The sequence below is a fragment of the Celeribacter sp. genome (genome assembly GCF_048261515.1).
Classification (GTDB): Bacteria; Pseudomonadota; Alphaproteobacteria; order Rhodobacterales; family Rhodobacteraceae; genus Celeribacter.
On record NZ_JBLXFZ010000002.1, the window covers coordinates 346,161 to 371,646 of the forward strand.

28 protein-coding genes and 1 tRNA gene are annotated in these 25,486 nt (G+C 61.5%); 10 read left to right on the forward strand and 19 right to left on the reverse strand.

The features are described from left to right. Positions 1-13: 13 nt before the first annotated feature. Positions 14-943 (forward strand): tRNA (adenosine(37)-N6)-dimethylallyltransferase MiaA, encoded by a 930-nt coding sequence (gene miaA, locus ACN0SC_RS06525; protein WP_417248851.1) that lies wholly within the window; start codon positions 14-16, stop codon positions 941-943. A gap of 180 nt (positions 944-1,123) precedes the next feature. Beyond that, positions 1,124-2,083 (forward strand): helix-turn-helix domain-containing protein, encoded by a 960-nt coding sequence (locus ACN0SC_RS06530; protein ID WP_417248852.1) that lies wholly within the window; start codon positions 1,124-1,126, stop codon positions 2,081-2,083. 21 nt (positions 2,084-2,104) lie between these two features. Here the strand turns inward: ACN0SC_RS06530 and ACN0SC_RS06535 are convergent, their stop codons facing one another. Continuing rightward, on the reverse strand, positions 2,105-2,692 hold the full coding sequence (locus tag ACN0SC_RS06535; protein WP_417248853.1) for a lytic transglycosylase domain-containing protein: 588 nt from the start codon (positions 2,690-2,692) through the stop codon (positions 2,105-2,107). 156 nt (positions 2,693-2,848) lie between these two features. On the opposite strand from ACN0SC_RS06535, the gene ssb reads away from it, so the two are divergent. Beyond that, a complete protein-coding gene (ssb, locus tag ACN0SC_RS06540) occupies positions 2,849-3,343 on the forward strand; it encodes a single-stranded DNA-binding protein (protein WP_417248854.1) in 495 nt (164 codons plus the stop codon). Between the two features lie 219 nt (positions 3,344-3,562). Here the strand turns inward: ssb and aroB are convergent, their stop codons facing one another. Continuing rightward, on the reverse strand, positions 3,563-4,684 hold the full coding sequence (aroB, locus tag ACN0SC_RS06545) for a 3-dehydroquinate synthase (RefSeq protein WP_417248855.1): 1,122 nt from the start codon (positions 4,682-4,684) through the stop codon (positions 3,563-3,565). A 3-nt stretch (positions 4,685-4,687) separates the two neighbouring features. Continuing rightward, on the reverse strand, positions 4,688-5,230 hold the full coding sequence (locus ACN0SC_RS06550) for a shikimate kinase (RefSeq protein ID WP_417248856.1): 543 nt from the start codon (positions 5,228-5,230) through the stop codon (positions 4,688-4,690). A 160-nt stretch (positions 5,231-5,390) separates the two neighbouring features. Here ACN0SC_RS06550 and ACN0SC_RS06555 point away from each other — a divergent pair, with 160 nt between their 5' ends. From ACN0SC_RS06555 to ACN0SC_RS06575, 5 genes are all read left to right on the forward strand, one after another. Beyond that, the gene (locus ACN0SC_RS06555; protein WP_417248857.1) at positions 5,391-5,528 is read left to right on the forward strand and encodes a hypothetical protein; all 138 of its coding nucleotides are present in this window, start codon (positions 5,391-5,393) and stop codon (positions 5,526-5,528) included. Continuing rightward, a complete protein-coding gene (locus tag ACN0SC_RS06560; protein WP_417248858.1) occupies positions 5,521-7,128 on the forward strand; it encodes a hypothetical protein in 1,608 nt (535 codons plus the stop codon). The genes ACN0SC_RS06555 and ACN0SC_RS06560 overlap by 8 nt, the downstream gene beginning before the upstream one ends. A 7-nt stretch (positions 7,129-7,135) precedes the next feature. After that, a complete protein-coding gene (locus ACN0SC_RS06565) occupies positions 7,136-8,065 on the forward strand; it encodes a site-specific tyrosine recombinase XerD (protein ID WP_417248859.1) in 930 nt (309 codons plus the stop codon). A 99-nt stretch (positions 8,066-8,164) separates the two neighbouring features. After that, positions 8,165-9,493: an HlyC/CorC family transporter gene (locus ACN0SC_RS06570; protein ID WP_417248860.1), complete on the forward strand. Its 1,329-nt coding sequence runs from the start codon at positions 8,165-8,167 to the stop codon at positions 9,491-9,493. A gap of 24 nt (positions 9,494-9,517) precedes the next feature. Further along, on the forward strand, positions 9,518-10,309 hold the full coding sequence (locus tag ACN0SC_RS06575) for a 23S rRNA (adenine(2030)-N(6))-methyltransferase RlmJ (RefSeq protein ID WP_417248861.1): 792 nt from the start codon (positions 9,518-9,520) through the stop codon (positions 10,307-10,309). Positions 10,310-10,324: 15 nt separating this feature from the next. On the opposite strand, the gene ACN0SC_RS06580 is transcribed toward ACN0SC_RS06575, so the two are convergent. Next, on the reverse strand, positions 10,325-11,911 hold the full coding sequence (locus tag ACN0SC_RS06580) for a helicase HerA-like domain-containing protein (protein ID WP_417248862.1): 1,587 nt from the start codon (positions 11,909-11,911) through the stop codon (positions 10,325-10,327). A gap of 531 nt (positions 11,912-12,442) precedes the next feature. Between ACN0SC_RS06580 and ACN0SC_RS06585 the strand changes: the two genes are divergently transcribed. Next, positions 12,443-13,081, forward strand: coding sequence for an invasion associated locus B family protein (locus ACN0SC_RS06585; protein ID WP_417248863.1), 639 nt, complete (start codon positions 12,443-12,445; stop codon positions 13,079-13,081). 103 nt (positions 13,082-13,184) lie between these two features. Here ACN0SC_RS06585 and ACN0SC_RS06590 read toward each other — a convergent pair whose 3' ends face one another. From ACN0SC_RS06590 to ACN0SC_RS06605, 4 genes are all read right to left on the reverse strand, one after another. Further along, the gene (locus ACN0SC_RS06590; RefSeq protein ID WP_417248864.1) at positions 13,185-14,396 is read right to left on the reverse strand and encodes a beta-ketoacyl-[acyl-carrier-protein] synthase family protein; all 1,212 of its coding nucleotides are present in this window, start codon (positions 14,394-14,396) and stop codon (positions 13,185-13,187) included. Beyond that, on the reverse strand, positions 14,393-14,659 hold the full coding sequence (locus ACN0SC_RS06595) for an acyl carrier protein (protein WP_417248865.1): 267 nt from the start codon (positions 14,657-14,659) through the stop codon (positions 14,393-14,395). The genes ACN0SC_RS06590 and ACN0SC_RS06595 overlap by 4 nt, the downstream gene beginning before the upstream one ends. Positions 14,660-14,773: 114 nt before the next feature. Continuing rightward, positions 14,774-15,847 carry a UDP-3-O-(3-hydroxymyristoyl)glucosamine N-acyltransferase gene (gene lpxD, locus ACN0SC_RS06600; RefSeq protein ID WP_417248866.1) on the reverse strand — a complete coding sequence of 358 codons (1,074 nt, stop codon included), beginning with the start codon at positions 15,845-15,847 and terminating at the stop codon, positions 14,774-14,776. A gap of 145 nt (positions 15,848-15,992) precedes the next feature. Further along, on the reverse strand, positions 15,993-17,561 hold the full coding sequence (locus tag ACN0SC_RS06605) for a L,D-transpeptidase family protein (protein ID WP_417248959.1): 1,569 nt from the start codon (positions 17,559-17,561) through the stop codon (positions 15,993-15,995). 591 nt (positions 17,562-18,152) lie between these two features. On the opposite strand from ACN0SC_RS06605, the gene ACN0SC_RS06610 reads away from it, so the two are divergent. Next, positions 18,153-18,722, forward strand: a complete 570-nt coding sequence (locus tag ACN0SC_RS06610) for a YcbK family protein (RefSeq protein WP_417248867.1) — start codon at positions 18,153-18,155, stop codon at positions 18,720-18,722. 154 nt (positions 18,723-18,876) lie between these two features. Here the strand turns inward: ACN0SC_RS06610 and ACN0SC_RS06615 are convergent. The 11 genes from ACN0SC_RS06615 to ACN0SC_RS06665 form a co-directional block, all read right to left on the reverse strand. Next, a tRNA-Arg gene (locus ACN0SC_RS06615) sits at positions 18,877-18,953 on the reverse strand. An 81-nt stretch (positions 18,954-19,034) separates the two neighbouring features. Next, positions 19,035-19,511, reverse strand: coding sequence for a hypothetical protein (locus ACN0SC_RS06620; protein ID WP_417248868.1), 477 nt, complete (start codon positions 19,509-19,511; stop codon positions 19,035-19,037). Between the two features lie 37 nt (positions 19,512-19,548). Then, the gene (locus ACN0SC_RS06625) at positions 19,549-20,766 is read right to left on the reverse strand and encodes a cysteine desulfurase (RefSeq protein ID WP_417248869.1); all 1,218 of its coding nucleotides are present in this window, start codon (positions 20,764-20,766) and stop codon (positions 19,549-19,551) included. Then, positions 20,759-21,259 (reverse strand): YIP1 family protein, encoded by a 501-nt coding sequence (locus tag ACN0SC_RS06630; RefSeq protein WP_417248870.1) that lies wholly within the window; start codon positions 21,257-21,259, stop codon positions 20,759-20,761. The genes ACN0SC_RS06625 and ACN0SC_RS06630 overlap by 8 nt, the downstream gene beginning before the upstream one ends. A gap of 3 nt (positions 21,260-21,262) precedes the next feature. Next, a complete protein-coding gene (sufD, locus tag ACN0SC_RS06635) occupies positions 21,263-22,558 on the reverse strand; it encodes a Fe-S cluster assembly protein SufD (RefSeq protein WP_417248871.1) in 1,296 nt (431 codons plus the stop codon). Next, entirely contained in the window at positions 22,558-23,322 is a 765-nt protein-coding gene (sufC, locus tag ACN0SC_RS06640; RefSeq protein ID WP_417248872.1) for a Fe-S cluster assembly ATPase SufC, read from the reverse strand. The genes sufD and sufC overlap by 1 nt, the downstream gene beginning before the upstream one ends. Before the next feature lie 218 nt (positions 23,323-23,540). Continuing rightward, positions 23,541-23,807 carry a hypothetical protein gene (locus tag ACN0SC_RS06645; RefSeq protein WP_417248873.1) on the reverse strand — a complete coding sequence of 89 codons (267 nt, stop codon included), beginning with the start codon at positions 23,805-23,807 and terminating at the stop codon, positions 23,541-23,543. Between the two features lie 150 nt (positions 23,808-23,957). Continuing rightward, positions 23,958-24,461, reverse strand: coding sequence for a hypothetical protein (locus ACN0SC_RS06650; RefSeq protein WP_417248874.1), 504 nt, complete (start codon positions 24,459-24,461; stop codon positions 23,958-23,960). A gap of 175 nt (positions 24,462-24,636) precedes the next feature. Next, positions 24,637-24,843, reverse strand: coding sequence for a hypothetical protein (locus tag ACN0SC_RS06655; RefSeq protein WP_417248875.1), 207 nt, complete (start codon positions 24,841-24,843; stop codon positions 24,637-24,639). 63 nt (positions 24,844-24,906) lie between these two features. Then, complete coding sequence (locus tag ACN0SC_RS06660; RefSeq protein ID WP_417248876.1) at positions 24,907-25,218, reverse strand: heavy metal-binding domain-containing protein; 312 nt, start codon at positions 25,216-25,218, stop codon at positions 24,907-24,909. Further along, a complete protein-coding gene (locus tag ACN0SC_RS06665; RefSeq protein WP_417248877.1) occupies positions 25,215-25,484 on the reverse strand; it encodes a hypothetical protein in 270 nt (89 codons plus the stop codon). Before ACN0SC_RS06665 ends, ACN0SC_RS06660 begins: the two co-directional genes overlap by 4 nt. Positions 25,485-25,486: the final 2 nt, after the last annotated feature.

Sequence of the window (25,486 nt, forward strand, 5' to 3'; positions counted from 1 at the left end):
GGAGGAACGGCGCGTGACGGGACCGTCAAAGGTGCGCACCGCCCCGACCCAGAACCCGCATCCCGACCCCGCGCTGCCCGTGTTGATCGCGGGGCCGACCGCGAGCGGAAAGTCGGCGTTGGCCCTTGAATTCGCCGAGCGCGACGGTGGGGTGATCGTCAATGCCGATGCCTTGCAAGTCTATGATAACTGGCGCGTTTTATCCGCCCGACCTTCTGACGACGATCTCGCCCGCGCGCCTCATGCGCTCTACGGCCATGTGCCGCGCGACGCGGATTATTCCGTTGGCCACTGGCTGCGCGAAGTGAAAGTGCTGCTCGATGACGCCGCCGAGGGCGGACCGCGCCCGATCATCGTGGGCGGCACAGGGCTCTACTTTTCCGCGCTCACAGACGGTTTGGCCGAAATTCCCCCGACCCCGCCAGAAATCCGCGCGCAGGCAGACAGGCGGCGCGCCGAAGACGGGGATCACGCGGGGCTTCTCGCCGAACTCGACGCCGAAGACCCCGAAACCGCGCAGAAAATCGACCGCCTCAACCCGATGCGCGTGCAGCGGGCGTGGGAAGTCCTGCGCGCGACGGGACGTGGCCTGTCCGCGTGGCAGGCAGAGACCCCCGCCCCGCTCCTGCCTCTTGATCGCTGCATGCCCTACGTTTTGGTGCCCGACCCGCAATGGCTCGGCGCGCGAATCGATTCCCGCTTTCAGGCGATGATTTCGGCGGGTGCGCTGGAGGAGGCACGGGCAAATCTGGCTGATTGGGATCCTGCGCGTCCCAGTTCAAAGGCCATCGGTGCCCCTGAATTAATCGCCCATTTGCGCGGAGAGTGTGATCTTGACGCCGCAATTGAGGCCGCCTGCACGGCAACACGGCAATTCGCCAAGCGGCAACGCACATGGTTTAGATCGCGTATGAAGGCCTACCACAAGATATCGTTAGGGTAGGCAGACCTTGGTATCCACTTAACTTTGCCCCCTACCCTATTGAATTTACAAAGATTTCTGGACTCGCGACGCGGGCCGCGTAAACTTGGACTAATTCAACATCCGCCTCGGGCCTCGGGTTACAGTGTATTTTCGTCTGCCCACGTGCCCGCGCGTCGGTCTTTAGAGAGATCCGCTGCCATGCCTGCCAATCGCATTTTCAATACGCCGCCACTGGGCAACTTAAGCGAATATCGCGATCCGCCGCGGGCCAAATCGCATGACCGGCAGGACGATCCCGCCACGCCGCCAAAGCTTAAGTGGAGCAAGACCACGCAGAAGGCCAAGCGCGTCGTGCGCGTGCCCGATATCCCCGAGCCAGCCGCCTACCGTGTCGAACCGCTGGCGCGCACCAATGGGCAGGGCGACAAATGGCGCACCAAGGCGATGCGCTCCCACCGAAGCCCGACGCTGATCTGGTTCACGCGCGGTCAGGGACGGCTGACCGTTTCTGGCGTTACCCGTGGCTTTGGTCCCCACAATCTCGTCTACCTGCCCACAGGCACCATGTATGGATTCGAGCCAATCGGTCAGGTCTACGGCTCCATCATCCACCTCCCGCAGGCCGATGTGGCCACCCTGCCCGACGAGCCGCTGCAGATGCGCTTTACCGAAGTCATCCAGCAAAACGAGATCACGGGCCTGATTGAAGGGTTGGCGCGCGAGATCGCCGATGACCGTCCCGAACGCGACCGTGCGATGGCGCTACAGGCGGGATTGATCTCGGTCTGGCTGGAGCGGCAAATTGCGGTGATGCCCGATTACGACCTCACGCCAGACGCCTCGCGCCGCCTCGTCGCGGCCTATACGTCGCTGGTCGAAAAGCAGTTCCACGAGAGCCATTCAGTCAGCCACTATGCTGCCGCCCTTGGCGTGACACCCACGCATTTGAGCCGCGCCTGCAACACGGCCAACGGTCAGCCTGCGTCGAAAATCATCGCGGATCGTGTGCAATTCGAGGCGCGTCGGCTGTTGGCGGAGACCGATCTTCCCGTGGCGGCGATTGCAGAGAAGCTGGGCTTTCACTCGCCCGCCTATTTCTCCCGCGCCTTCCACAAAGCGGCGGGCATGTCGCCGCGCGACTATCGCAAATCTCTGTAAAACACGCGCGGCGTTTGGGGCTTAGCTGCCCCAGATCACGCGCACGTAGTTGCGGGTTTCCTCATAGGGTGGAACACCGCCGTATTTCTCGACCGCCAGAGGCCCCGCGTTATAGGCCGCCAGCGCCAGACGCCAGTTGCCGAAGCGTTCATACATCTCACGCAGGTATTTCGCGCCGCCCGCCAGATTTTGATGCGGGTCGTTGATGTTGACGCCGAGGATGCGCGCCGTGTCGGGCATAAGCTGCGCCAGACCTGTCGCGCCCTTGTGGCTCTTGGCATTCGGGTTCCATCCGCTTTCCTGCTGGACGAGGCGCAGGAAAAGATCGGTGGGCACCCCGTGTTTACGCGCAGCCTCCTTGGCGGGATCAAGCCACGGACCGTCGTATTTTCCCAGGTAAGGCAGCCCGACGCCGCCGACCGCAACGCGCTCTGGCTGAAGGTTAACGGAAGCCTTGTATTGCTCCGAGGCGCGCCCTTCGAGCACCTTGATCTGCGAGGCATAAATGTCCTTGCGCCCCTTCGACGAGAAAATATCGTCCGCAAACGCAGGCACGGCAATAACCGCACAAAGCGCCAAAGCACTGACTTTTCGGCAAGAATTGGACATCTGTCCCCTCGTCACACCATATGGTTGCACGCCAATATAGGCATTGGCACCCCTCGCGCCAAGTGCGCAGGCACACAGGCGGCGGATTTGCCCCTTTCCATTCCGATCCCTGAATGGTGTAACGTCGAGCAAATAGATTCGAGTGGGAGACTGAATATGGCCGGTTCCGTAAACAAGGTTATTCTTGTGGGAAATCTGGGGCGCGACCCCGAAGTGCGCACGTTCCAGAACGGCGGCAAAGTGTGCAATCTGCGGATTGCGACCTCGGAAAACTGGAAAGACCGCAACACGGGCGAGCGCCGCGAGCGCACCGAGTGGCATTCGGTCGCCATCTTCTCCGAGCCTCTGGCGCGCATTGCCGAGCAATATCTGCGCAAAGGGTCGAAGGTCTATATCGAAGGCCAGTTGGAAACCCGCAAGTGGCAGGACCAAAGCGGCAATGATCGCTATTCCACGGAAGTCGTCTTGCGCCCCTATCGCGGGGAACTCACCCTGCTCGACGGTCGCGGCGAAGGCGGCGGCAGCGGCGGTGGCAACTATGGCGGTGGTGCCGACACGGGCTACAGCAATGACGGCGGATATGGCGGCGGCGAAAGCCAGTCCGCTCCCAGCCGCGCGCCGACGATGGACGACGACGAGATCCCGTTCTGATTTCATTGGGCCGCATCAGCGTGAAAGATGCCGGTTTAAGCGGCGCCATCACAACGGTAGATGCTCTAATTCAAAACCCCGCGGGTCCAGCCTGCGGGGCTTTTCTTTGCGGCAGTCCAATCAACGGCGAGGAAGCGACACTCGCCATGTCACTGACGCCCCCCCTCGTAAAGTTCTGCGACCTCACCGCGATCCGATTAAGCGCATCATCCGCGCCCGTCAGCGCGCCGCAAGCGCATCAATCAAAACGCCGCGCACCTGCTCTTTGGGCACCTCCGATGTGACGAAGGCCTCGCCAATTCCCCGCGCAAGGATGAAGCGCAACTGGCCGTCCTTCACCTTCTTGTCCTGCGCCATGAGATCGAGCAGACCATCGGCGTCGGGAAGCTCTCCCTCGATATCCGACAGATCGGTTTTCATCCCCATTTGCGACAGGTGGGCGCGCACGCGGGAGGGGTCTTCCTGCGCGCAAAGGCCCATGCGGGCGGAGAGTTCAAAAGCCAGAGCGCAGCCGATGGCCACCCCTTCGCCGTGCAGTAAACGCGCGGAATAGCCCGTCGCCGCCTCAAGTGCGTGGCAGAAGGTGTGACCGAGATTGAGCAGCGCGCGATCGCCCTGTTCGGTCTCGTCGCGGGCCACGATTTCGGCCTTCATCTCGACCGAGCGTTTGACGAGGTGGATGCGTTTGGCAACATCCCCCGCAGCCGCCTCAGCGCCGTTGGCTTCCAACCAGTCGAAAAACTCCGCATCTCCAAGAAGCCCGTATTTGACCACCTCGCCATAGCCCGAATGGTAGTCGCGCGGCGAGAGTGATCCCAACAGGCTCACATCGGCCAGCACGAGGCTGGGTTGGTGAAAAGCGCCGATCAGATTTTTGCCGTGGGGCGCGTTGATGCCCGTCTTGCCGCCCACGGAGCTGTCCACCTGCGCCAGAAGGGTCGTCGGGATTTGGACAAACCGCACACCACGACGCAGGATCGCGGCGGCAAACCCGCCCAAATCGCCGATAACGCCGCCGCCGAACGCCACGACGACATCCCCGCGTTCGACCTTTTCCGTCAGGAGCCATTCCACCGCGCGCGACAGTTCGGCCCAGCATTTGGTGGCCTCCCCCGCAGGCAGGGCAAGTGCGGCCATTTCGATCCCGCTCTGGGCCAGACCCGCGCGCAATGTCTCAAGGTGAAGCGCGGCCACACGCTCGTCGGTCAGCACGCAAACCCGCTTCTTCTTCCCTAGAAGCGGCGCGATCCGCGCGCCCGCGTTAGCGACCAGACCCTCGCCGATCACAACGTCATAGGCGCGGTCCCCGAGAGGGACGTGGACAGTTTCGAGTTGGGTCATGGGTCAGTCTCCTAGGATGCCGCCATAGGCGTCGAGCGCCTCGATCACCTTATCGGCCATGCCGTCAATGCTCAGTTCGGGCTCGGCCTCCACGATGATCCCCGCTTTGGCGTAATCGGGGGTGCGCGCGGCCACGAGGTCGCACAGGGTTTGATAGGGGTTGTCGGTGCGCAGAAGCGGGCGGGTGTTCTTGTGCCGCACACGCGACCAAAGGATGTCGGTGTCGGCCTTGAGCCAGACCGCGACGCCCTTTTCGGCGATCAAGCGGCGGTTTTCCTCTGACAGAAACGCCCCGCCCCCCGTCGAGAGCACAGCACGTTCGGTATCAAGCAACCGCGAGATCACCCGCGTTTCCTTGTCACGGAAGAAAGGTTCGCCGTATTTCGAGAAGATTTCGGCCACGGACGAATTGGCGGCCTTTTCGATTTCGGCGTCCGAATCGAGGAACGGCACCCCGAGTTTGAGCGCGAGCGCCTTGCCGACCGCGGTTTTACCCGCGCCCATCATGCCCACCAATGCCACCGTTTTTGCTAGTCCTGTGCCCATGACACCCCTTTTGCCCTGCCCTGAAAGGCACGGCAACATCCCGCTCACGAAAATTTCGCTCTTTCAATGACGTGAAACCCGCTAGAATGCCATATATAAACGCAGGCGAGAGGCGTGGAGATTGAACCGCGCCCCGTGAAAGACCGATGGAGGCAGTTGTTTGCGCAAATTTCTAATCCGACTGGTAGTCATGATCGTGGTGCTCGCCGCGATCGGATTCGTGGGCTTCGCCTATCTGGGCGACCTGACACCAGAACGCAGTGAGACACGTACACCCGTGACGATCACGCTTGAATAGGCATCCTGTGATCCGCCACACCCGACATAGGAGCACGCGCACCCGCGCGATGCTGGTGGCGCTTCTGGCGAGTGTCGCCCCCCTTGCCCATGCGCAGGAGGCGGCGGAGACCGTCGCAGTCGCCGCGCCGATCTCCGCGATCGACTGGTTGTCGGACAGTCTCGATGCGCCGCCGCGCAGCGTGCCTGTGGCGCCTGCCGATGACATTGCGACCAACGCCCTGCCCGAAGATGTGACGGTTGCGCCCCTTGGCGCGGTCAATGTCGATGGTGCGGGGCTGGTGTCGGCGGCACAGGTCGGCTTGCCCCGCAATCTGTGGGGCGCGTCGCAGGCCATTGATCTCGCGCAGCGGATCAACGCGATCGCGTCGCGCACAACCCTGCTTCCCGCTTCACGGCGGCTGCTCAACACATTGGTGCTGGCCGAACTGGACCCGCCGATACAGGCGAGCGAGAAAGGGCGGCTGTTCCTCGCGCGTGTCGATGCGCTTCTGGCGCAGGGGATGCTGGAGGAGGCGGATGCATTGATGGCGCAGGCGGGCGTGCCCAATGCCGCCATTTTCCGCCGTGCCTTCGACACGAAACTCCTGCTTGGCACGGAAAACAGCGCCTGCGAGACGCTGACCTCGACACCCGGACTGTCGCCGAGCCTTCAGGCGCGGGTCTTCTGTCTTGCCCGCTCGGGAGACTGGAACGCGGCAGCCGTGACGCTGGAGACCGCCGATGCGCTTGGCCTGATCGACGAGACGCAATCGGCGCTGCTGGCACGTTTCCTTGATCCCGAACTCTTCGAGGGTGAACCACCCCTGCCCGTGCCTGACAATCCAACACCGCTCACCTTCCGCCTGATGGAAGCCATTGGCGAGCCGCTGCCCACCGTCACCCTGCCGCTGGCCTTCGCGCGATCCGACCTGCGCGACACGGTGGGATGGAAAGCACGCGCAACCGCCGCCGAACGTTTGGCGCGAGTCGGTGCGCTTGATCCCAACCTCTGGCTCGGCATCTGGACCGAGCATCTGCCTGCGGCCTCGGGCGGAATCTGGGACAGGATCGACGCGCTCCAACGTTTCGAGACCGCGCTCAAGACAGGCGATCCCGTGGGCACCTCCCATGCGCTTGCACCTGCGTGGGCCGCGATGCGTGCCTCTGGGTTGCAGACGGTCTTTGCCCATCTCTTCGCTTCCCGCATCTCCGCCCTCCCGCTCACAGGGGACGCCGCAGAAATGGCCTTGGACGTGGGCCTGCTCTCGCCCGATTACGAGTTGATCGCAGACAGCTACGACGGGCCACAAACCGATCACACCGCACTTCTGCTCGCGCTTGCCCGTGGCGAAGTGCCCAACGTCCGTCCGCGCAACTCGCTTGAAAGCGCCATCATCGCAGGCTTCCGTGGCAAGGGCGTGCCCGTGCGGCTCAAGACCCTCGTGGACGAGCGCCGTTTGGGCGAAGCGATCCTGCGTGCGATCACCCTGTTGGAAGGGGGCGCGGCGGGCGACCTCGACGAGTTGACGGACGCGCTGCAATTCTTCCGCGCCGTGGGCCTTGGGGCCACCGCACGCCGTGCCGCGCTGGAACTCCTGCTTCTCGATTTTCGGGGGTGAGGCGCGCATGAGTGTCAACGACCGTTGGATTTCCGCCTATGTCGAGGCGCTTCTGGCCGAACAGGGCGCGTCAGAAAACACGCGGCTATCCTACGGGCGCGACCTCATCACCTTCTCGGACTGGCTGGCGCGGCGCGGCAGTGACTTCGAGCGCGCCACGCGGGCGGATGTCGAGAATTACCTGATCTCCTGCGAGGCCGAGGGGCTGGCCCAATCGACCCGCGCGCGGCGGCTTTCCTCGATCAAGCAGCTATTCCGCTTTGCCTTCGAGGAAGGCTGGCGCGGCGACAATCCCGCGATCCAGATCAAGGGACCTGGACGGGCCAAGCGCCTGCCCAAGACGCTGACCGAGGAGGAAGTCTCGCGGCTTCTGGAAGCGGCCCGTGAAACGGGACGCACTCCTGATGACCGCCTCCGCAACACAGCGCTTATGGAAGTGCTCTATGCCACGGGGCTGCGGGTGACGGAACTTGTCTCCCTGCCCGTCTCGGCAGTGCGCGGCGATCCGCGTCTGATCCTCGTGCGCGGCAAGGGTAACAAGGAACGCATGGTCCCGCTCTCCCCGCCCGCCCGCGCCGCCGTTGCCGCATGGCTGGAAGTACGCGATGCGGCGGAGGATCGTGCGCGAAAAGAAGGCGGCAAGGCCTCGCCCTTCCTCTTCCCCTCATCGTCCAAAGCGGGCCACTTCACTCGCGTGGGTTTCTACCAGCTCATCAAAGATGTCGCCGTGCGCGCGGGCGTGATGCCCTCCAAGGTGACACCGCACACCCTGCGCCACGCCTTTGCCACGCACCTCTTGGCCAATGGTGCCGACCTGCGCGCGATCCAGACGCTTTTGGGTCACGCCGATCTGTCGACCACGGAAATATACACCCATGTACTCGACGAGCGGCTCAAAGAACTGGTGCTGACCCATCACCCTCTAGCCGACGGGTGAGAGTTTGCCGCCTCAAAGGCGTCGCATCGGGGCATCTTCGCCCACTTAGTCACTGCGCCACCTCTTGCCTTGCGCCCTGCCTAACCCCATAACCTCATCATGGACAGTGTAACTTCATTCCTCGACCTCGCGTTCTGGCTCACCTGTGCGGCTATCATCGGCCTACTGGTGCTTTCAGGCTTCTTCTCCGGCTCCGAAACCGCGCTTACCGCCGCATCACGCGGCAAGTTGCGGGCGCAGGCGGATAAAGGCTCCAAAGGGGCTGACCGCGCCTTGGTCGTGACCGAGGACAGCGAGCGGCTCATCGGCTCCGTGCTTTTGGGCAACAACCTCGTCAACATTCTCGCAACCTCGCTGGCCACAGCACTCTTTACCCGCGTCTTTGGCGAAAGCGGCGTGGCGCTGGCCACCCTGATCATGACGGGGCTTGTGCTGATCTTCGCCGAGGTTCTGCCGAAAACCTACGCGATTACCAATCCCGAAGTGGCCGCCTCCCGCGTGGCGGGACCGATTTCCGTGATCGTTGCCGTCTTTTCGCCCGTGGTTTCCTTCGTGCGCATGTTGGTGCGTGCCATGCTCCGCCTTTTCGGGGTCGAGACCGATCCCGAAGCCGATGTTCTGGCGGTCAAGGACGAGATCGCAGGCGCGATTGCGCTTGGCCACAATGAAGGCGCGGTTGAGAAAGAAGACCGCGACCGCCTGCTCGGCGCGCTGGACCTTGGCGAACGCACGGTCGAGGAGATCATGCTCCACCGCTCGAAAATCGAGATGATCGATGTGGACAGCCCGCCCGCCCATGTGCTTGAGCAATGCCTCAAAAGCCCCCACACGCGCCTACCCCTCTATCGCGGCGATCCCGAAAACATCGTCGGCGTCATCCACGCCAAAGACCTGCTGCGCGCGATGTATGCCCTGCGCGGCAGTTCCGTCGGCGGCTCGGAGGAAGAGGCCAACGCGCTTGAAGGCTTTGATGTCCTCTCGGTCGCGATGAAGCCCTACTTCGTCCCCGAGACCACAACGCTGGACGACCAGATGCGCCAGTTCCTGCGCCGCCATACGCACTTCGCACTGGTGGTGGACGAATACGGCTCCCTGCAGGGTCTCATCACCCTTGAGGACATTCTCGAAGAGATCGTCGGCGAGATCACCGATGAATTCGACCCCACCGAGGCCATGCCCGTGAAATCGAAGGAAACGGGAGATTGGGTGATCGACGGAGGTATGACGATCCGCGACTTCAACCGCTCGACCGAATGCCACCTGCCCGACGAAGAAGCCAACACCATGGCGGGGCTGGTGATCCACGAAGCGCAGATGATCCCTGTCGCGGGACAGGTTTTCTCTTTCCACGGCTATCGTTTCGAGGTCGCCGCGCGCAAGGACAACCGCATCACCAAGCTCAAGATCCGCCCGCTCGACGACCTGTAACCCTGTTTTCGAAAGCGAGACGCAATGCTCTCCTACCAACACGGCTTTCACGCCGGAAATCTCGCGGATGTGCAAAAGCACGCGCTTCTCGCCGTCATGCTCGACTACATGACGAAAAAGGACAAACCGCTCTCCTATATCGAAACCCACGCGGGTCGCGGCCTCTATGACCTGCACGGGTCACAGGCGCAAAAGACGGGCGAAGCGGCCAAGGGGATCGAGGCCGTGGGCGAATGGTTCGGAAAGAACCATCCTTATACTCGCGCCCGCGCGGCCATTGCCGACACGCATACCCGCAACATCTATCCTGGCTCGCCCGCCATTGCGCAGGCGCTCTTGCGTCCGACCGACCAGATGCATCTGGCCGAGCTGCACCCGACAGAATTTGAGGAACTCAAGACCGCGATGGCTGCCTCCCCGTCGATGACGGGGCTGCACATCAAACAAGTGGACGGGATGCAATTCGCGCAATCCATCTGCCCGCCCGATCCGCGTCGGGGGCTGATGCTGATTGATCCCTCCTACGAGATCAAAACCGATTTCGAGACATTGCCGAGCGCGATCTACAAGCTGCACCGCAAGTGGAACGTGGGCGTCATCGCCCTGTGGTATCCCGTGCTGAAAAACGGCACGCACCTGCCGCTGGTGGACGGGATGCTCCGCGCCAATTTCCCCAAATGCCTGCACCACGAGGTACGCTTCAAACCTGCGCAGAAGAGCCATGGGATGCATGGCTCTGGCATGTTCGTGATCAATGCGCCTTTCGGGATCGAAGACGAGGCGCGGCGGCTGACCTCCCTGTTCAACCGCCTCTGACCCGCCGACGCGCGATCACCGCGCTTTGAACAACCCGCCCAGAATGCCGCGCACGATACGGCGGCCTGTGGTGCCTTTGAGTTCCTTGATCACCAGATTGGCCACCGTGCCGCCAATGCTGTCGTCTTTTTTCGTGCTGCGCGAGGTGGAGCGGCCATAGGATTTCGTCTCGTAACGGCGGGCCTTGGTAAACTCGCGCTCAAGAGCCGCGCGCTTCTTGTCCTCGGCCTTGGCCTCTTTCTCGGCCAATTCGGCAGCCTCTTCCGCCGCCTCCGCCTCTTCCGCGGCTTTCGCAGCATCTTCGGCGCGTTTGGACAGCACTTCAAAGGCGCTCTCACGATCGAGAACCGCCTCGTATTTCCCCGCAATCGGCGAGGCGTCGATCACTGCCTTGCGTTCGGCGGCGGTGATCGGGCCAAGCTGGCTTGATGGCGGGCGGATCAGCGTTTGCTCGGCAATCCCTGGAACGCCCTTATCCTCCAACATCGACGTGACCGCCTCGCCCGTGCCCACCGACTTGATCGCCTCTTCGATATCGAAACGCGGGTTCGGGCGGTAGGTCTCGGACGCCAGCCGCAGCGCTTTTTGATCCCGCGCGGTGAAGGCGCGCAGGGCGTGTTGGACGCGGTTACCGAGCTGGCCGAGAATATCCTCGGGAATGTCGTCGGGGTTCTGGGTGACGAAATAGACGCCGACCCCTTTGGAGCGGATCAGTCGCGCGACCTGTTCAACCTTGTTGACCAGCGCCTTGGGCGCGTCGTCAAAGAGCAAATGCGCCTCATCGAAGAAGAACACCAGTTTCGGCTTGTCGGGGTTGCCCACTTCGGGCAGTTCCTCGAACAATTCCGACAGCAGCCACAGCAGGAAGGTCGCGTAAAGCCCCGGCGCCTGCATCAGCTTGTCGGCGGCAAGGATCGAGATACGCCCGCGCCCGTCCGCGTCGGTGCGGATGATGTCAGACAATTCCAACGCAGGTTCGCCGAAGAGCTTGTCCCCGCCTTGATTTTCCAAGACCAGAAGCGACCGCTGGATCGCGCCGATGGTAGATGTGGCGACATTGCCGTAGCGCAGGGTCAACTGGTCGGAATTCTCCCCGCACCAGACCAAAAGCGCCTGCAAGTCCTTGAGATCGAGAAGCGGCAGCCCCTGCTCATCGGAGACACGGAACGCCACGTTGAGCGCCCCCTCCTGCGCCTCGGTCAGACCGAGCAGGCGCGAGAGCAGAAGCGGCCCCATCTCCGCGACCGTGGTGCGAATCGGATGGCCTTGTTCACCGTAGAGATCCCAGAAAGTGACGGGAAAAGCCTCGTAATTGTAATCGTCGGCAAAGCCGATGGTCTGCGCACGGCTCATGAAGGCATCGTGGAGTTTGAAATCCGCGCGCCCCGCCTTGGCCAGCCCCGATAGATCGCCCTTCACATCCGAGAGGAACACGGGCACGCCTTGCGCGGCGAACCCTTCGGCAAGGATTTGAAGCGTCACGGTTTTCCCCGTTCCTGTCGCTCCCGCGATCAGCCCGTGACGGTTGCCGTATTCCAGCAAGAGCCGCTGCGCTTCGCCGTAACCTTCACCGCCGCCGCCAACGAAAATTCCTTCGCCCATTTGCCCTGCACTCCTACCGCAAAATAACTGTTGCCCCTGTTATGACGGGGGAGCGTAAGGCGGAACAAGAGATATTTAACCTTTTTGCCCCACAGTTAACCCTGTTCGGGACGGCCCTCCCGCCCCGAACAGACTTCCTCCCTGTCAGACTGGCCGCGTGACTTGCTCACGCGGCATTTTCTGTTGCCCGCCCCTACGTCACCCTTTGGCGCGCAGACCGCCGCTCCTGACACCCCATGCGGCTTCCCGCAATTGCCATCAAAAAATCCGTTGACGGACCGTTTCTTCCCACGTAGCATTTTTGCCAATAAGTCGGCCAAGTCCGGCAGGGAGAAAATCAGATCACCAGATCTCGTGGAGGCTTCGGATCAGTCCGGAGCCTCTTTGTTTAACGGGATACGCGCACGCCACATGACATTTGTCGCGCGAGACTCCGCGCACAAGGCCGCGAAAAGGTGAATTGCGCACTGACACTGCTGCCTGCCCGTGCTACCACTTGCGCAAATCGACACGAGGAGTTCGTTTTCAACAATGGCACGTCAATTCAACACCCTACCTGCCCTCGCACAGAGCGCCGCTCTCGCCGCCCTTCTGGCACTGTCCCCCGCACTCTCCCCTGCCTTCGCGCAGGATGCCGATGCCGCGGGCGAGGCCGAAACCGCTGAGGCCGCAGAAAGCACAGAAGCCGCAGCGACCGATGGCCCCGCAGTCGGCGCGACCTACACCAAGACCACCCACAAGGATTGGCAAGTGCGTTGTGTCAAAGCCGACGAAGGCGTGAAAGACCCCTGCACCATCTACCAGCTTCTTGAAGATGCCGAAGGCAATGCCGTGGCCGAGATCACCATGTTCGCCCTGCCCGAAGGGAACGAAGCCGCCGCTGGTGGTTCGATCATCGCGCCGCTGGAAACCTACCTGCCCGCTGGCGTGTCGCTGATGATCCCTGGCTCCGAAGGCAAGCGCTACCCCTTCACCTTCTGTAATCCGATCGGCTGTTTCGCGCGCGTGGGCTTCACCAGCGCCGAAGTCGCGGCATTCAAAGGCGGCGTCTCCGTGCCTTTGCAACTGCGCCCACTTGGCGCGCCTGATGCAACCGTCGATCTCTCCGTCTCACTCTCGGGCTTCACCGCCGCCTATGACGAGGTTGCAGCCTATAACGCTGCCGAGTAAGCACCGACGCGCAGAACAATACAAAACGCCGCCCCTCATCAGGGCGGCGTTTTTCGTTTCAACTTGATGCTGTCTCAAAGCAATGCGCGGATAAATGCGCCGATCACGCCGCCTTGCGCAGCGCCAGAACCGCGTTCAGCCCGCCAAAGGCAAAGGCATTGGACAGCGCCACATCGACCTTTGCCTCCCGCGCCTCGTTGGGCACCACGTCCAGCGCGCATTCGGGGTCGGGCTCTTCGTAGTTGATCGTGGGAGCGATGACACCATCTTTCAGTGCCATGATACAGGCCAGAAGCTCAACCGCGCCCGTGCCACCAATTAGATGCCCGTGCATCGACTTGGTGGAGGAGATCATGATGTCATCGGCGTGATGGCCAAGCGCATCGGCCACGGCGGCACATTCGGTCTTGTCATTGGCGGCCGTTCCCGTGCCGTGGGCGTTGATATAGCCCACCTCACCCGCGTCGATCCGCGCATCATCCAAGGCTCCCGCAATCGCCCGCGCCGCGCCCTGTTTGGACGGCATGACGATATCGGCGGCGTCCGAGGTCATGGCAAAACCGATCACCTCGGCCAGAATTTCAGCACCGCGTTTCTTAGCGTGTTCGTATTCCTCGAAGACAAAGATCGCCGCACCTTCGCCCTGCACCATGCCGTTGCGGTTGAGCGAGAACGGACGACAGGCGTCTTTCGACATCACACGCAGCCCTTCCCACGCCTTCACACCACCAAAGCAGAGCATCGACTCCGAACCGCCCGTGACCATCGCCGTGGACATGCCGCAACGGATCATGTTGAAAGCCTGACCCATAGCGTGATTGGAGGAAGCGCAGGCCGTCGCAACCGTAAAGGACGGGCCTTTGAGATTGTATTCCATGCTCACATGGGAGCAGCCCGCATTGTTCATCAGCTTGGGCACGACAAAGGGATGGACGCGGTTTTTGCCCTCTTCGTAGACCATGCGGTAATTGTCGTCCTGCGTCGTCAACCCGCCGCCAGAGGTGCCAAGAATGACACCCGAAGTCGCTGCCAGATCACCGACGAACTCCAGCCCCGACTGCGCAATCGCCTCGCGCGCAGCCACCAGCGTAAATTGCGTGAAACGGTCGTAAAGCGCCATCTGCTGACGGTTGAAACGCCCTTCAGCGTTCCAGTCATGGATCTGTCCACCGATACGGATCGCCAGACGTTCGACATCGCGGAAATCGAGATCGGTGATCCCGCACCGCCCCTCGCGGAACCCCTCCAGCGTGGACGCCACATCAAGCCCGAGCGCGTTGACCGTGCCCGCGCCTGTTATCACAACCCTCTTCATGCGGATTGGTCTTTGATCAGTTGCTCAACCGCCGCCACGATGGCCGAGACCGAGGAAATGTCGAACTCGGATTGTTCGGGCTCATTGGCGTTGAAGGGAATGGAAATGTCGAACTCTTCCTCGATGGCGAAAATGCTTTCCACCAACCCCAGACTGTCGATCCCGAGATCCTCAAGGGATTGATCCATGGAAACATCCGCTGGCTCCAGAACGGCCTGTTCCGCCAGAATCCCGATGATCTTGCTTTTTACATCATCCGCCATATCTGCCTCCGAATGCATAAACTTTACCTGATTTAGTCTGTCTTCCGCGTGGTTGAAACAGGTTTTTGTGACACATTGGTATCACGACGCAAAGTCACGTCGGAATCGTGCGACCTATTCCTTGTCTGATCCGCCCTTGAGTTTGGCCAGAATACGCGGAAGGCGGCGCAGGGATTTATACATCTCCACATGTGTCTGCATCGCGACCGCAGGATACCCCATCATCGAGCGCCCCTTGGGAACATTGGACAGAACCCCCGTCCCCGCGCCGATAATGGCACCCGAACCGATGGTAAGGTTGTCCGCCGCACCCGCCTGACCGCCCATGACGACGTAATCGCCCAGAACCGTCGAGCCCGCGATCCCGACCTGACCGCACAGCAGGCAATGCTTACCAACAACCACGTTGTGTCCGATATGCACCTGATTATCGAGCTTGCTGCCCGACCCGATGCGCGTTGCGCGGATGGTGCCTTGGTCAATCGTCACATTCGCGCCGATCTCCACATCATCGCCGATCTCAACACCGCCGATAGAGGCAATGCGCTGCCATGCCTGCCCTTCGGCGGCCACGGAGGCACCGAGGCTTTCGCGCGCCTCCTCGACGTGGCTCTTCTCCACCGTGACAAAGGAAAACCCGTCCGCGCCGATCACGGCACCTGGCTGGATGATGATACGATGACCGATCTGCGCCCGCGCCCCGATCTTCGCACCTGCGTGGATCAAAGCATCATCACCGATCCGCACGCCCGCGCCAACGGAGACCTGCGCCGCGATACGTGCGTTCGCGCCGATCTGCGCGCCCGCGCCGATCACCACAAGCGGACCTATGGTGGCATTGGCACCAACCTGCGCCGTTGGATGGATCACGGCGGAGGGATGGATACCGTCCTCAAGCCCCAAGCCCTTGTCGAAAGCGGCGGTGATCCCCGCCATGGCCAAACGCCCGCGCCCCACAAGGATCGCCGCATCCAGCCCGAGCGCCTGCGCATCAGCATCCGCCCAAAGCACCGCCGCGCGGGCCTCGCCTGCGGCAATCGCATCGGCAAAGCGCGGGTCCATGGCAAGCGCAAGATCGTCCTTGCCCGCGTCCTGTGGCTCGCAAGCGCGCGCCACCGTTAGCGCCCCGTTGCCCACGAAAGGAGCCCCAAGGGCGGCGGCGAGTTCGGAAATGGTGATACGGGTCATGGCGGCCTCAAAATGTCAGTAGCCTCCGACATAAGGACTTTGGCGGCGCTTGGAAAGACTTGCCCCCGATCCGGCGCATCGAAACGAAAACGGGCGCCCCGCATTCGGGACGCCCGCACATCTTGATGACCTTGTGTCTCGCGGCTTAGCCGCTGACCGCGCGCAGCTGCACGCCCTTGTCTTGCAAGGCACGCCAGATCTTCGCATCGCGACCATAGACATCGCGGCGATATTCCATCCCGCCTTTGGGCAGTGCCACCGCCGTGCGGTAGACGATATGCACAGGAACCTGCGTTTCAAGCGGCACAGTGGTCTCGGTGCCCGTGTTCAGCCGTGCATGGAAGAAACCCTTCGGATCGCTCGTCTGTTTCGACAAGAGTTCGTAGGCGAATTCAAACGGCTGCTGAAGGCGAATGCACCCGTGGCTGAAGGCACGCGATTCACGGCCAAACAGCGACTTGGCGGGCGTGTCGTGCAGGTAAATGTTGTATTTGTTGGGGAACATGAATTTCACCAGACCCAACGAGTTGCTGCGCGAGGGCGGCTGCTTCATCGCGAAGGGGAAGGTCCGCGCGGTGTAGCTGGCGAAGTCCACTGCCGAACGCGGCACGGTGCGGCCTCGGCTATCAACAAGACGAAGATGGCCCGCAGCATTCGGGTTCTTCTGCATCATCGGCAGGTATTCCTTAACCGTGATGGAGCGCGGCACATGCCACGTGGGATTGATTACCATATGCTCCATAACGTCGGAGAATTCAGGGCTGCGACGGTCACTCTGGTTTTTGCCCACCACCGAACGGGTCTGGAAGGTCACACGGTCGTTGTCGATGATCTTCGCAGTGAAGTCGGTGAGGTTGACCCAGATATGGCGCTTGCCGCGCGGCATGTTGGTCCAGCGTTCGCGCTCAAGAGCGACAATCACGGAGGCCAGCCGTTCGGCGGGTTCCTTGTTGATCTCTTTGAGCGTGCCCGCACCCGCAACACCATCGGCCGCCAGACCGTGGCGAAGCTGGAACAGCTGCACGGCCTTTTGCATGTTGGCGTCATAGGTGGCGCTCGCGGTGCGCTTGAGATAGCCCATGGCTATCAAACGGTTACGCAGCGCAATCACGCCGTTTCCGCCCTGACCAGGCTCATATTTGCTACCTGGAACCTTCGGACCCCAGCCACCCTTGGCGAGCAGCGTTTCAAGTTTGGTCTTTTCCTTGAGAAGCCGCGCATATTCGGGCGAGGACGGGATCAGCTTGCGCAGGTAGCCCGCAGGGTTCGACTTGGCGAAATTGTTCAGAAGCGATTGCGCATCGCGGTAAGGCACCTGACGGACGATGCCGTTATCGACGCGCGAGGGGATCAACTGCCCCGTCTGGATGTCGCGGGCGTAGTCGAGGAACATCTGAGCCATCTGCACTTCGGCACGGCCCAGATCGCGCTCGGATTTGATACCGCGCAGATTGGCCTCCAGAAGCGATGTGTCATAAGGCGCCAACCCGTGTTCGGGCGCATCGTTGAGCGCACGCAGCAATGCGGTGCGTCGCGCACGGGCGCGGCTCGAGTTATCGACGAAGAGCGGCTTGTAGCCTGTCGTGCGATAGAATTCCGAGAGGTCTTTGGACTTCGCGGCAGCTTCGGCAATCGACTGCATCATCGCTGTGACCTGCTGCGCGGAGGCAGCGGAAGGAAGAACTGTCACGGCAAGCGACAGAACCACCGACATCGTGATGAACAGGCGGGCGACCGATTGAGCAATCGGGGTCCGTAGAACTGTGGAACGCATCATGGTGATACCTCTGGAAATTGTGCGGTGTTAGAGCGTTTAGCCCCCAACCTAGCTGACGCCTGCCCCATGCGGGAAGACCGCCCATCGGTTAAAAGCCGCACAATCGCGTGCAGTGACGACAAAAACACAGTTTCACCCGAAATCGCCCCTCTCTAGCTTGCCCCGCCCACGCTCTGCCCGTGAAATGGGCACTGTTACATCCCCGCAACAGGGCCAGTTCAGACGCACTTGCCTGCAAAATGCGCAAAATCCCGCCGATTTCGACGCGAAATCAGGCGTGTACCCACGGAACGCTTGGACAGAGAATCGCTTTGTGCCATAAAGCCGCCATCTGCTGAGAATATGGTTGGTTAACGAGACATCATGGTTGTTGGATCGCAGTAGGGAACAGGGATGTCCGCGACGGGCGAAAATGCCCACGACACGGAACACGTCATCCCGAAGAAAACGATGCTAAAACCGCGTGAAGCGGTGCATTAGAACACACCGCGTGAGGCGGGCTAGGTAAGCGACGGGACGCTTTGAGATATGACGAAGAACGGGTCTAGCGATATTTCGCGCCGCATGATTTTGCGCGGATTTGCAGCAGCAGCAGTTTCAGCAGCGCCAGTATATGCCAATGCCGCAGGGTTCCTGCGTGGCGCAGGCGACATCCGCAGGATCAAGATGTATTCGGGTCGAACCGGCGAAAGCATCGACACGATCTACTGGATCGAAGGCAAATACATTCAGGACGCCCTGAAGGAAGTCACCTACTTCATGCGCGACTGGCGCAACTCCGAAGTTAAATCGGTGGACGCGCGCACGGTGGACATCATGGCCGCTGCCCATAACCTGATGGATATCGACGAGCCGTACATGCTTCTGTCGGGCTATCGCTCCCCCGCAACCAACGCAATGCTGCGCTCCCGTTCGCGCGGAGTAGCCAAGAATTCGCTTCACATGAAAGCACAGGCCGCCGATCTGCGTCTCAAATCGCGCTCGGTCAGCCAGATGGCCCAAGCCGCGCAAGCCTGTTCCGCTGGCGGTGTCGGCACCTATCACGGTTCCAACTTCGTTCACATGGACTGCGGCCCCGTCCGCTCATGGCGCGGTTGATCCACTCCCGTTGACCACGGCGGCGCACCCGCGTCGCCACGACAACAACCACACCAAAGAAGAGCCGCCCCAATCGGGCGGCTTTCTGGTTTTCAGGCACCTGCGATCCCGCAGAGCCGCGAAACAGGCAATTCACAATGGTCGAAAAGAGAGTTGGTGCACCCAGTAGGATTCGAACCTACGGCCTCTGCCTTCGGAGGGCAGCGCTCTATCCAGCTGAGCTATGGGTGCACGTGGGGAGTTCTATAGTGAATGGCCCCGCGCGGTGCAATCGGTTTTGCACCCAGTTTCGCGATGACCTTTCCGCAGCCCCTACCCGCCCACGCGGGTGTGATCCACGCGACTGTCCACGACACAAGGCCCACCAACGCCGAGCATGTTGGCGAGCTTTTTCGGCAGGGTCATTTCAATGGTCGACCGCTGATCCATCTGCGTCTCCGACAAAACGGTGAGCGTATGGGTAAAAGCAAGTTTGACGCGACCCACGGGGGTTTTCTGAGTCTGCTTGTCGGACGCGGTCCAGACGTTCTCCCCCGTCCGCGTCCATTTGAAATCCCCCGCGATGGCTTCGGGGCCGAATGGATCGGGGAAGGTGATCTGCTCGTTCTCGTAGCCGCCTTGCGAAAAGGTATCACTCAGCCCCTGACGAATTTCCGTGGGGCAACCCCGCTCCCCCACCACATGCAGGGCGCCGCTCCAAAGACCCGATTGCGGCTGGATATCAGCCGCGGCATGGCTGGCGACAAAGGCAAGCGCAGCGGCGGCGGAGAGACGACGGATCATAGACATGGATTGACTCCTTGAGACGGGCAGACGCGCGGTCGCGTCAGGCGAAAAACTCGTGGCAAAGTTCCAGCGCATCGACCAGCGTGTCAACCTCTTCGCGGGTGTTATACATCCCGAAGGAGGCGCGACAGGTGGCCGTGACACCGAAATACTGCATCAACGGTTGGGCGCAGTGATGACCCGCGCGGACCGCAACGCCTCTCTTGTCCAACACCGTCGAGAGGTCATGAGCGTGGGCCCCGTCCATGGTGAAGGAGAAAATCGCGCCCTTCTCCTCGGCCGTTCCCTGAACCGAGAGCCAGTTGAGGTTTTGCAGCCGTGCCGCGGCATACCCCGCCAGATCGCGCTCATGGGCGGCGATGCGCTCCATGCCGATTCCCATCAGATACTCCAGCGCCACACCAAAACCGATGGTCTGCACAATACCAGGCGTGCCCGCCTCGAACTTCATCGGGGGCTTGTTGTAGGTCACGCTCTCGCGCGTCACCACGTCAATCATATCGCCGCCGCCCATGAAGGGGCGCATCTCCGCCTGACGCTCGGCGCGGATATATATCGCACCCGACCCCGTGGGGCCGTAGAGCTTGTGACCCGTGATCGGGTAGAAATCGCAGCCCAGATCCTGCACATCGACAGGCCCGTGAACCGAGCCTTGCGAGCCGTCCACCAGCGAGGCAATCCCGCGCTCGCGTGCCGCCGCGCAGATCGTTTTCACATCGACCCGCGTGCCCGTGACATTCGACATCTGCGTGACCGCGACCAGTTTGGTCTTCGGCCCCATGGCGTCAATCACCGCCTGCGCATCAAGGCTGCCGTCAGGCGCACAATCAACCCATTTGATCACCACACCCATCCGCTCGCGCAGGAAATGCCACGGCACGATATTGGCGTGATGCTCCAACGTGGTGAGCAATATCTCGTCACCCGCCTGCAATTGCTCCATCGCCCAAGCGTAGGCCACGAGGTTGATCCCCTCGGTGGTGCCAGAGGTGAAGACGATCTCACTCTCCGAGGCGGCATTAAGGAAGCGCTTTATCGTATCGCGCACGCCCTCGTATTTCTCGGTCGCAAGATTGGAGAGATAGTGCAAGCCACGGTGAACATTGGAATATTCGTGGCTGTAGGCATTGGTGATCGCGTCAATCACGACCTGCGGCTTTTGCGCCGAAGCCCCGTTGTCGAGATAGGTCAGCGGCTTGCCGTTCACCTCCCGCGCAAGGATCGGGAAATCGGCGCGGATTTTCTGAACGTCATACATCAGTCTCGGTGTCCTTCGCAAAAGCAACCTCGGTAAGGCCCGCGCCCCAGATCACCACAAAGGCAATCAGGGCAATCGCGCCTGTGAGGGATGTGGCCGCACTCGGTCCGACCAACCCGCCCGCAAGCCCCGCCAGAAGCCACAGGGGTGCGGCGGCGAGCAAGGCCCAGAATGTCGCAACCCGCACCGCGTAGCCCGTGACCTCGCGGCTGGCCACGCGCAACACGAGCGCGACAAGCGCGGCCAGAACGTAAAAGGCCAGAGGCGCGATGAACATCCAGCCGAGCAAAGCCCCGCCGATCAACATCTGCACCTCCTGCCCCGTCTCGAAGGCAATGCGCGACAGGCGCGGCCATTGCGCCACAAAGATCAGGCCACAGGCCAGCACAAGCGTGATCAACGCGCGCGCCTCGTCCTGCGTCTTGCCGACGCGATGACGGACCACGGCGCGCGGTTGTCGATAGCTGCGCAGGATGTCGGAGACGACGCCCACGCCCTAGCCCGCCCGCCGTGCAAGCCACGCCTCAAGACGCGTGACGATAGCCTCGGAAATGGCCTCGTCCTCGATCTCTTCGACCGCTTCGGCCAGAAACGCCAGCGTCAGCAGGTTCGTCGCCTGCGCCGCAGGCACCCCGCGCGAACGCAGGTAGAACAGAGCCGTGTCGTCAATCGCGCCCACCGTGGAGCCGTGCGAACAGGCCACGTCATCGGCGTAGATTTCCAACTCGGGCTTGGCGAGGAATTGGCTGTCACCGTCGAGCAAGAGCCCCTGACTGATCTGGTAGCCATCGGTCTTCTGCGCGCCTTCCTTAACGAGGATCTTACCTTGGAACACGCCCTCGGCCCCGTTGCGCAGCACCTTCTTGAACACCTGACGGCTTTCGCAGTTCTCGGCGTCATGGGTGATGAACACCGTGTCGTCGTGATGGAAATCGCCATCACCCATGGCCGCACCCGCAACATGCGCGGAGGCATTGTCGCCCGTGATCTCGATAAACACCTCGTTGCGCGTCAGGACGCCATTGGCGGTCATGGTGAAGCTCTTGAACAGGCTTTCCTCACCCACGGTGGCAAAGATATGCGTCACCGCGCGGCGTTCGTGGTCGCGCCCTTGGGTGCGGATATGGTGGAAGGATGCGCCATCGGCCACCTCCACTTCCATCACCTTGTTGAACCGCGCCGCCGCTGGACCGTTTTCCAGAAGCGTCATCTCCGCGCCCGCATCCAGCTTGACCACATGGTGCAGGATCGCATCCGAAGTCGTCATCTCGTGCAGGTAGGTGATGTTCACGGGACGGCTCACCTTGCCCGTTGCACGGATCACCACGCCATCGGTCGCATAAGCGGTGTTAAGCGTGGCAAGGGGACGCGGCACGGGGTCTTGTGCCTTTGTCTCCAGCACGCCGTAAAGGTCTTTTGCCCAATGGATATCGGCGGAAAGCGCCTCGGAAAGCCGCGTGATTTCAATGTTTTCGCCAGACAGGTCGTCCGAACGCGCCGCGTCGAACGCACCATCGACAAAGACGATCTCAAGACGGTCGATCCCCTCGAACACAGGCGCGTCATCAGAGCGGAACACCTCTGCTTCGGGCGCATCCACCGCCGTAAGGCTGTCGGGACGGGTCCAGCGCCAGTATTCGTCGCGTCCCTGCGGCAGACCGCTGGCGGCCAGTCGCGCCCGCGCATCCTCGCGCGCAGCCCGCGCCCATGCCGCCCCGTCAGGCAGCGTCATCGCCGCGACACGTGCGGCCGTGGCGTCGAGTTTTCGTTGCAATGCATCGGCCCGTTTCATTACGCCTCAACTCCCACGTCTTTGAGCAGGTCTTCGTAACCGTTGTGCTCAACTTCAAGCGCCAGTTCGGGGCCACCCGTCTTGATGATGCGGCCATCGGCCATGATGTGAACGACATCAGGTTTGATGTAGTCGAGCAGACGCTGGTAGTGGGTAATCACGAGGAAGGACCGCTTCCCGTCGCGCAGGGCGTTTACACCTTCAGCCACCAGTTTCATCGCGTCCACGTCGAGACCCGAATCCGTCTCGTCGAGGATGCACATCTTCGGCTCCAGCATCGCCATTTGCAGGATCTCGTTGCGCTTTTTCTCACCGCCCGAGAAGCCCACGTTCACAGGGCGCTTGAGCATATCGGCGTCGATTTTCAGCTCTTTGGCCTTGGCGCGGATTTCCTTGAGGAATTCACCTGCCGACAGCTCCTCCTCGCCGCGTGCCTTGCGTTGTGCGTTCACGGCGGTGCGCAGGAAGGTCATGTTGCCGACACCCGGAATTTCCACGGGGTATTGGAACGCGAGGAAGACACCCGCTGCAGCGCGCTCTTCCGGCTCCATGTCGAGCAGGTCTTCGCCCTCAAGCGTTGCCGAACCCTCGGTCACTTCGTAGCCGTCACGGCCAGAAAGGACATAAGAGGTCGTCGATTTGCCCGACCCGTTCGGCCCCATGATGGCGTGGACTTCGCCCGCGCCGACAGAGAGGTCGACCCCTTTGAGGATTTGTTTATCCTCTTCTTCAAGTTTGACGTGCAGGTTTTTGATTTCCAACATGGTTTAGCCTTTCAACATCGAGAGACCCCGTGCGCGGTGATCCGCGACGAGGTGCATGTGCGTGGGAGTTTTCTGATGGGTTTTGGACATGGGCCAGCCGTGCTGTGCGCCCGTGTCGATCGGGGCCACCGCCAGCGGATGCGGGCGGGGCATGATTTGAGTGGGGAGGCTGGCCGTGGCCGCCGCCCCTGTTTTGGTCTGCGCGACTGCGTTCGGGATCAGACCCCGACGTAGGCCACATAGAGGACGATGCACAGGCCGCAAGCCGCGACCTGCATCAGCCCTTTGAGCAATCCGCCACGCATCAGACGCGGGGCGCTGTCGGGATCGACCTCCACCGCGGCGACCGTCACGCCTTTGACCTTCTTGTTCTTGGGCGTATCCACATCCTGCACACCGCAATAGACCGTGCCGAAGGTATTCGGCCCGCCGCGCTCCACGCGCTTGATACGGTCGTGAAATTCCTGTTTTTGCGCCATCTGCATGGGCTCTTCCTTCCACCTGTCGGATCAATGATCCTCTTGTCAGGTGAGAGTCGCGGGAAAATCCGACCGAAGTTGGGCACGGATCTGGCGCTGCTGTGCCCATTGTTTCCAATGCGACAGGGAAATCACGCGCACAGGCTGTGCACGAAGTCAGATCGGATAGCTCTCGCCACGGAAGTAAAAGGAATGCGGATCGGTCGTGTCCTGCACATGGGCAACCCATTCGGGCGAAAACAGCCGTTCGAAGGGCACGGGATAGGCGTGGACCACGTTGTGCATAGTGACCAGCGCCAATGCGATCCCCGCGAATTGCGTACCCATCCGCTTGACCGCCGAGAGCGACAGCGCCTCGCGCAGCAGGAAGGCCACCGCGATGGCAAAGGAGAAGTCGACGATCAGCGACACATCCGCGCCGAAGCTGTCGATCGGCGTGGGCGCGATCAGGAATAGTATGAATTGCGACAGGAACACCGCCAGCATCCCGAGCGCAATCGCCAGAAACACCGACAGGTAGGGCGTCAGCCGCGCCACGGGATCGTAGGCCTCCGACATGCGTCCGATCAGCTCGTCGTGGCGTTCGAGCATCTCCGACAAATACCGGTTGCGCGCCGCGTTGCGGTGCTCTGATGGTCCGACAAAGGGGTTGCTCGTCATGGTCGAGGCTCCCGATCCAGGCGTGTGACAATGTGCTATGCGTCGCAACCAAGGGCGCGGATTGCACATCCTTAACCCTGTTGCTTACCCACAGGAATACACCCCGAATATGGCAAATATCGGGCGTCGGCGTCACGGCCATATGTGGATCGAAAAACGTCATGATTACAGATTGTTAACCGAGGATTCCCTTAAGCATAATGGCGATGAACCATGCCATCATCGAGGCCAGAAATGCCGTAGCGTAAACACTGTTTCGATACAGGAAACTCGTCTGCCCCCGCTTGGCGGCCACCGACAGGCCGATAAGCGCGCCGAGGAAGACGCCAACAGCGACTCCCATAGTGCCGAGTGCAGCGGCGGGGATTTGGTCGGGGGTCATGATCGTCTGTCTCCTGTCATCGCACCGCGCTATCGCGGCACCCATAGTCATCTGTCGCGTGGCCTAGCCCAGCGTCACGGCAGTGCCCGAGGCGGACACCATCAGCATGTTGTTGATCACCTCGTAGTCGAGATCGACACCCACCACCGCATCCGCACCCATTTGCGCGGCGCGTTGCTCCATCTCGCGCAGGGCGGTTTCGCGCCCTTCCCCGAGCTTCTGCTCATAGGCACCCGAACGGCCGCCGATGATATCGGTGATCCCCGCAAAGATGTCGCGCACGACATTGGCGCCCATGATGGCCTCGCCCGTCACGATGCCCTTATAGCCCGTGATGGTGCGCCCTTCGATTGAGGGGGTGGTCGTGGTGATCATTGATCCTGTCCTTCTACAGTCGGGCTTGCGGCCTGCTTCTGCACACGGCGAAAGAGAACCCGCGCGAAGAAAAGCTGCACGACGAAATAGATCGCGGCGAAGGTGAGCGCCTTGCTCATAAAGCCCTCGTTGACGCGCATCAGATAGCTCGCGCCGCCCGCCTCCTCGTCAGGCAACAGCGCGAACAGGAACGGAAAGAGCACCCCCGCCAGAAGCGAGGACACCCAAGCGTGCCTGAATTGTGCGCTGCGCCAGAAACCACTCATCG

Coding starts and splice junctions, on each gene's coding strand:
- ACN0SC_RS06585 (WP_417248863.1), top strand. CDS start 12,443: ATGGCACGTCAATTCAACACCCTACCTGCCCTCGCACAGAGCGCCGCT.
- ACN0SC_RS06625 (WP_417248869.1), bottom strand. CDS start 20,766: ATGTATGACGTTCAGAAAATCCGCGCCGATTTCCCGATCCTTGCGCGG.
- sufC (WP_417248872.1), bottom strand. CDS start 23,322: ATGTTGGAAATCAAAAACCTGCACGTCAAACTTGAAGAAGAGGATAAA.
- ACN0SC_RS06620 (WP_417248868.1), bottom strand. CDS start 19,511: ATGTCTATGATCCGTCGTCTCTCCGCCGCCGCTGCGCTTGCCTTTGTC.
- ACN0SC_RS06580 (WP_417248862.1), bottom strand. CDS start 11,911: ATGGGCGAAGGAATTTTCGTTGGCGGCGGCGGTGAAGGTTACGGCGAA.
- ssb (WP_417248854.1), top strand. CDS start 2,849: ATGGCCGGTTCCGTAAACAAGGTTATTCTTGTGGGAAATCTGGGGCGC.
- lpxD (WP_417248866.1), bottom strand. CDS start 15,847: ATGACCCGTATCACCATTTCCGAACTCGCCGCCGCCCTTGGGGCTCCT.
- ACN0SC_RS06550 (WP_417248856.1), bottom strand. CDS start 5,230: ATGGGCACAGGACTAGCAAAAACGGTGGCATTGGTGGGCATGATGGGC.
- aroB (WP_417248855.1), bottom strand. CDS start 4,684: ATGACCCAACTCGAAACTGTCCACGTCCCTCTCGGGGACCGCGCCTAT.
- ACN0SC_RS06650 (WP_417248874.1), bottom strand. CDS start 24,461: ATGACGAGCAACCCCTTTGTCGGACCATCAGAGCACCGCAACGCGGCG.
- ACN0SC_RS06570 (WP_417248860.1), top strand. CDS start 8,165: ATGGACAGTGTAACTTCATTCCTCGACCTCGCGTTCTGGCTCACCTGT.
- ACN0SC_RS06610 (WP_417248867.1), top strand. CDS start 18,153: ATGACGAAGAACGGGTCTAGCGATATTTCGCGCCGCATGATTTTGCGC.
- ACN0SC_RS06660 (WP_417248876.1), bottom strand. CDS start 25,218: ATGATCACCACGACCACCCCCTCAATCGAAGGGCGCACCATCACGGGC.
- ACN0SC_RS06530 (WP_417248852.1), top strand. CDS start 1,124: ATGCCTGCCAATCGCATTTTCAATACGCCGCCACTGGGCAACTTAAGC.
- ACN0SC_RS06605 (WP_417248959.1), bottom strand. CDS start 17,561: ATGTCGGTGGTTCTGTCGCTTGCCGTGACAGTTCTTCCTTCCGCTGCC.
- ACN0SC_RS06665 (WP_417248877.1), bottom strand. CDS start 25,484: ATGAGTGGTTTCTGGCGCAGCGCACAATTCAGGCACGCTTGGGTGTCC.
- ACN0SC_RS06590 (WP_417248864.1), bottom strand. CDS start 14,396: ATGAAGAGGGTTGTGATAACAGGCGCGGGCACGGTCAACGCGCTCGGG.
- ACN0SC_RS06655 (WP_417248875.1), bottom strand. CDS start 24,843: ATGACCCCCGACCAAATCCCCGCCGCTGCACTCGGCACTATGGGAGTC.
- sufD (WP_417248871.1), bottom strand. CDS start 22,558: ATGAAACGGGCCGATGCATTGCAACGAAAACTCGACGCCACGGCCGCA.
- ACN0SC_RS06645 (WP_417248873.1), bottom strand. CDS start 23,807: ATGCAGATGGCGCAAAAACAGGAATTTCACGACCGTATCAAGCGCGTG.
- ACN0SC_RS06535 (WP_417248853.1), bottom strand. CDS start 2,692: ATGTCCAATTCTTGCCGAAAAGTCAGTGCTTTGGCGCTTTGTGCGGTT.
- ACN0SC_RS06595 (WP_417248865.1), bottom strand. CDS start 14,659: ATGGCGGATGATGTAAAAAGCAAGATCATCGGGATTCTGGCGGAACAG.
- ACN0SC_RS06565 (WP_417248859.1), top strand. CDS start 7,136: ATGAGTGTCAACGACCGTTGGATTTCCGCCTATGTCGAGGCGCTTCTG.
- ACN0SC_RS06575 (WP_417248861.1), top strand. CDS start 9,518: ATGCTCTCCTACCAACACGGCTTTCACGCCGGAAATCTCGCGGATGTG.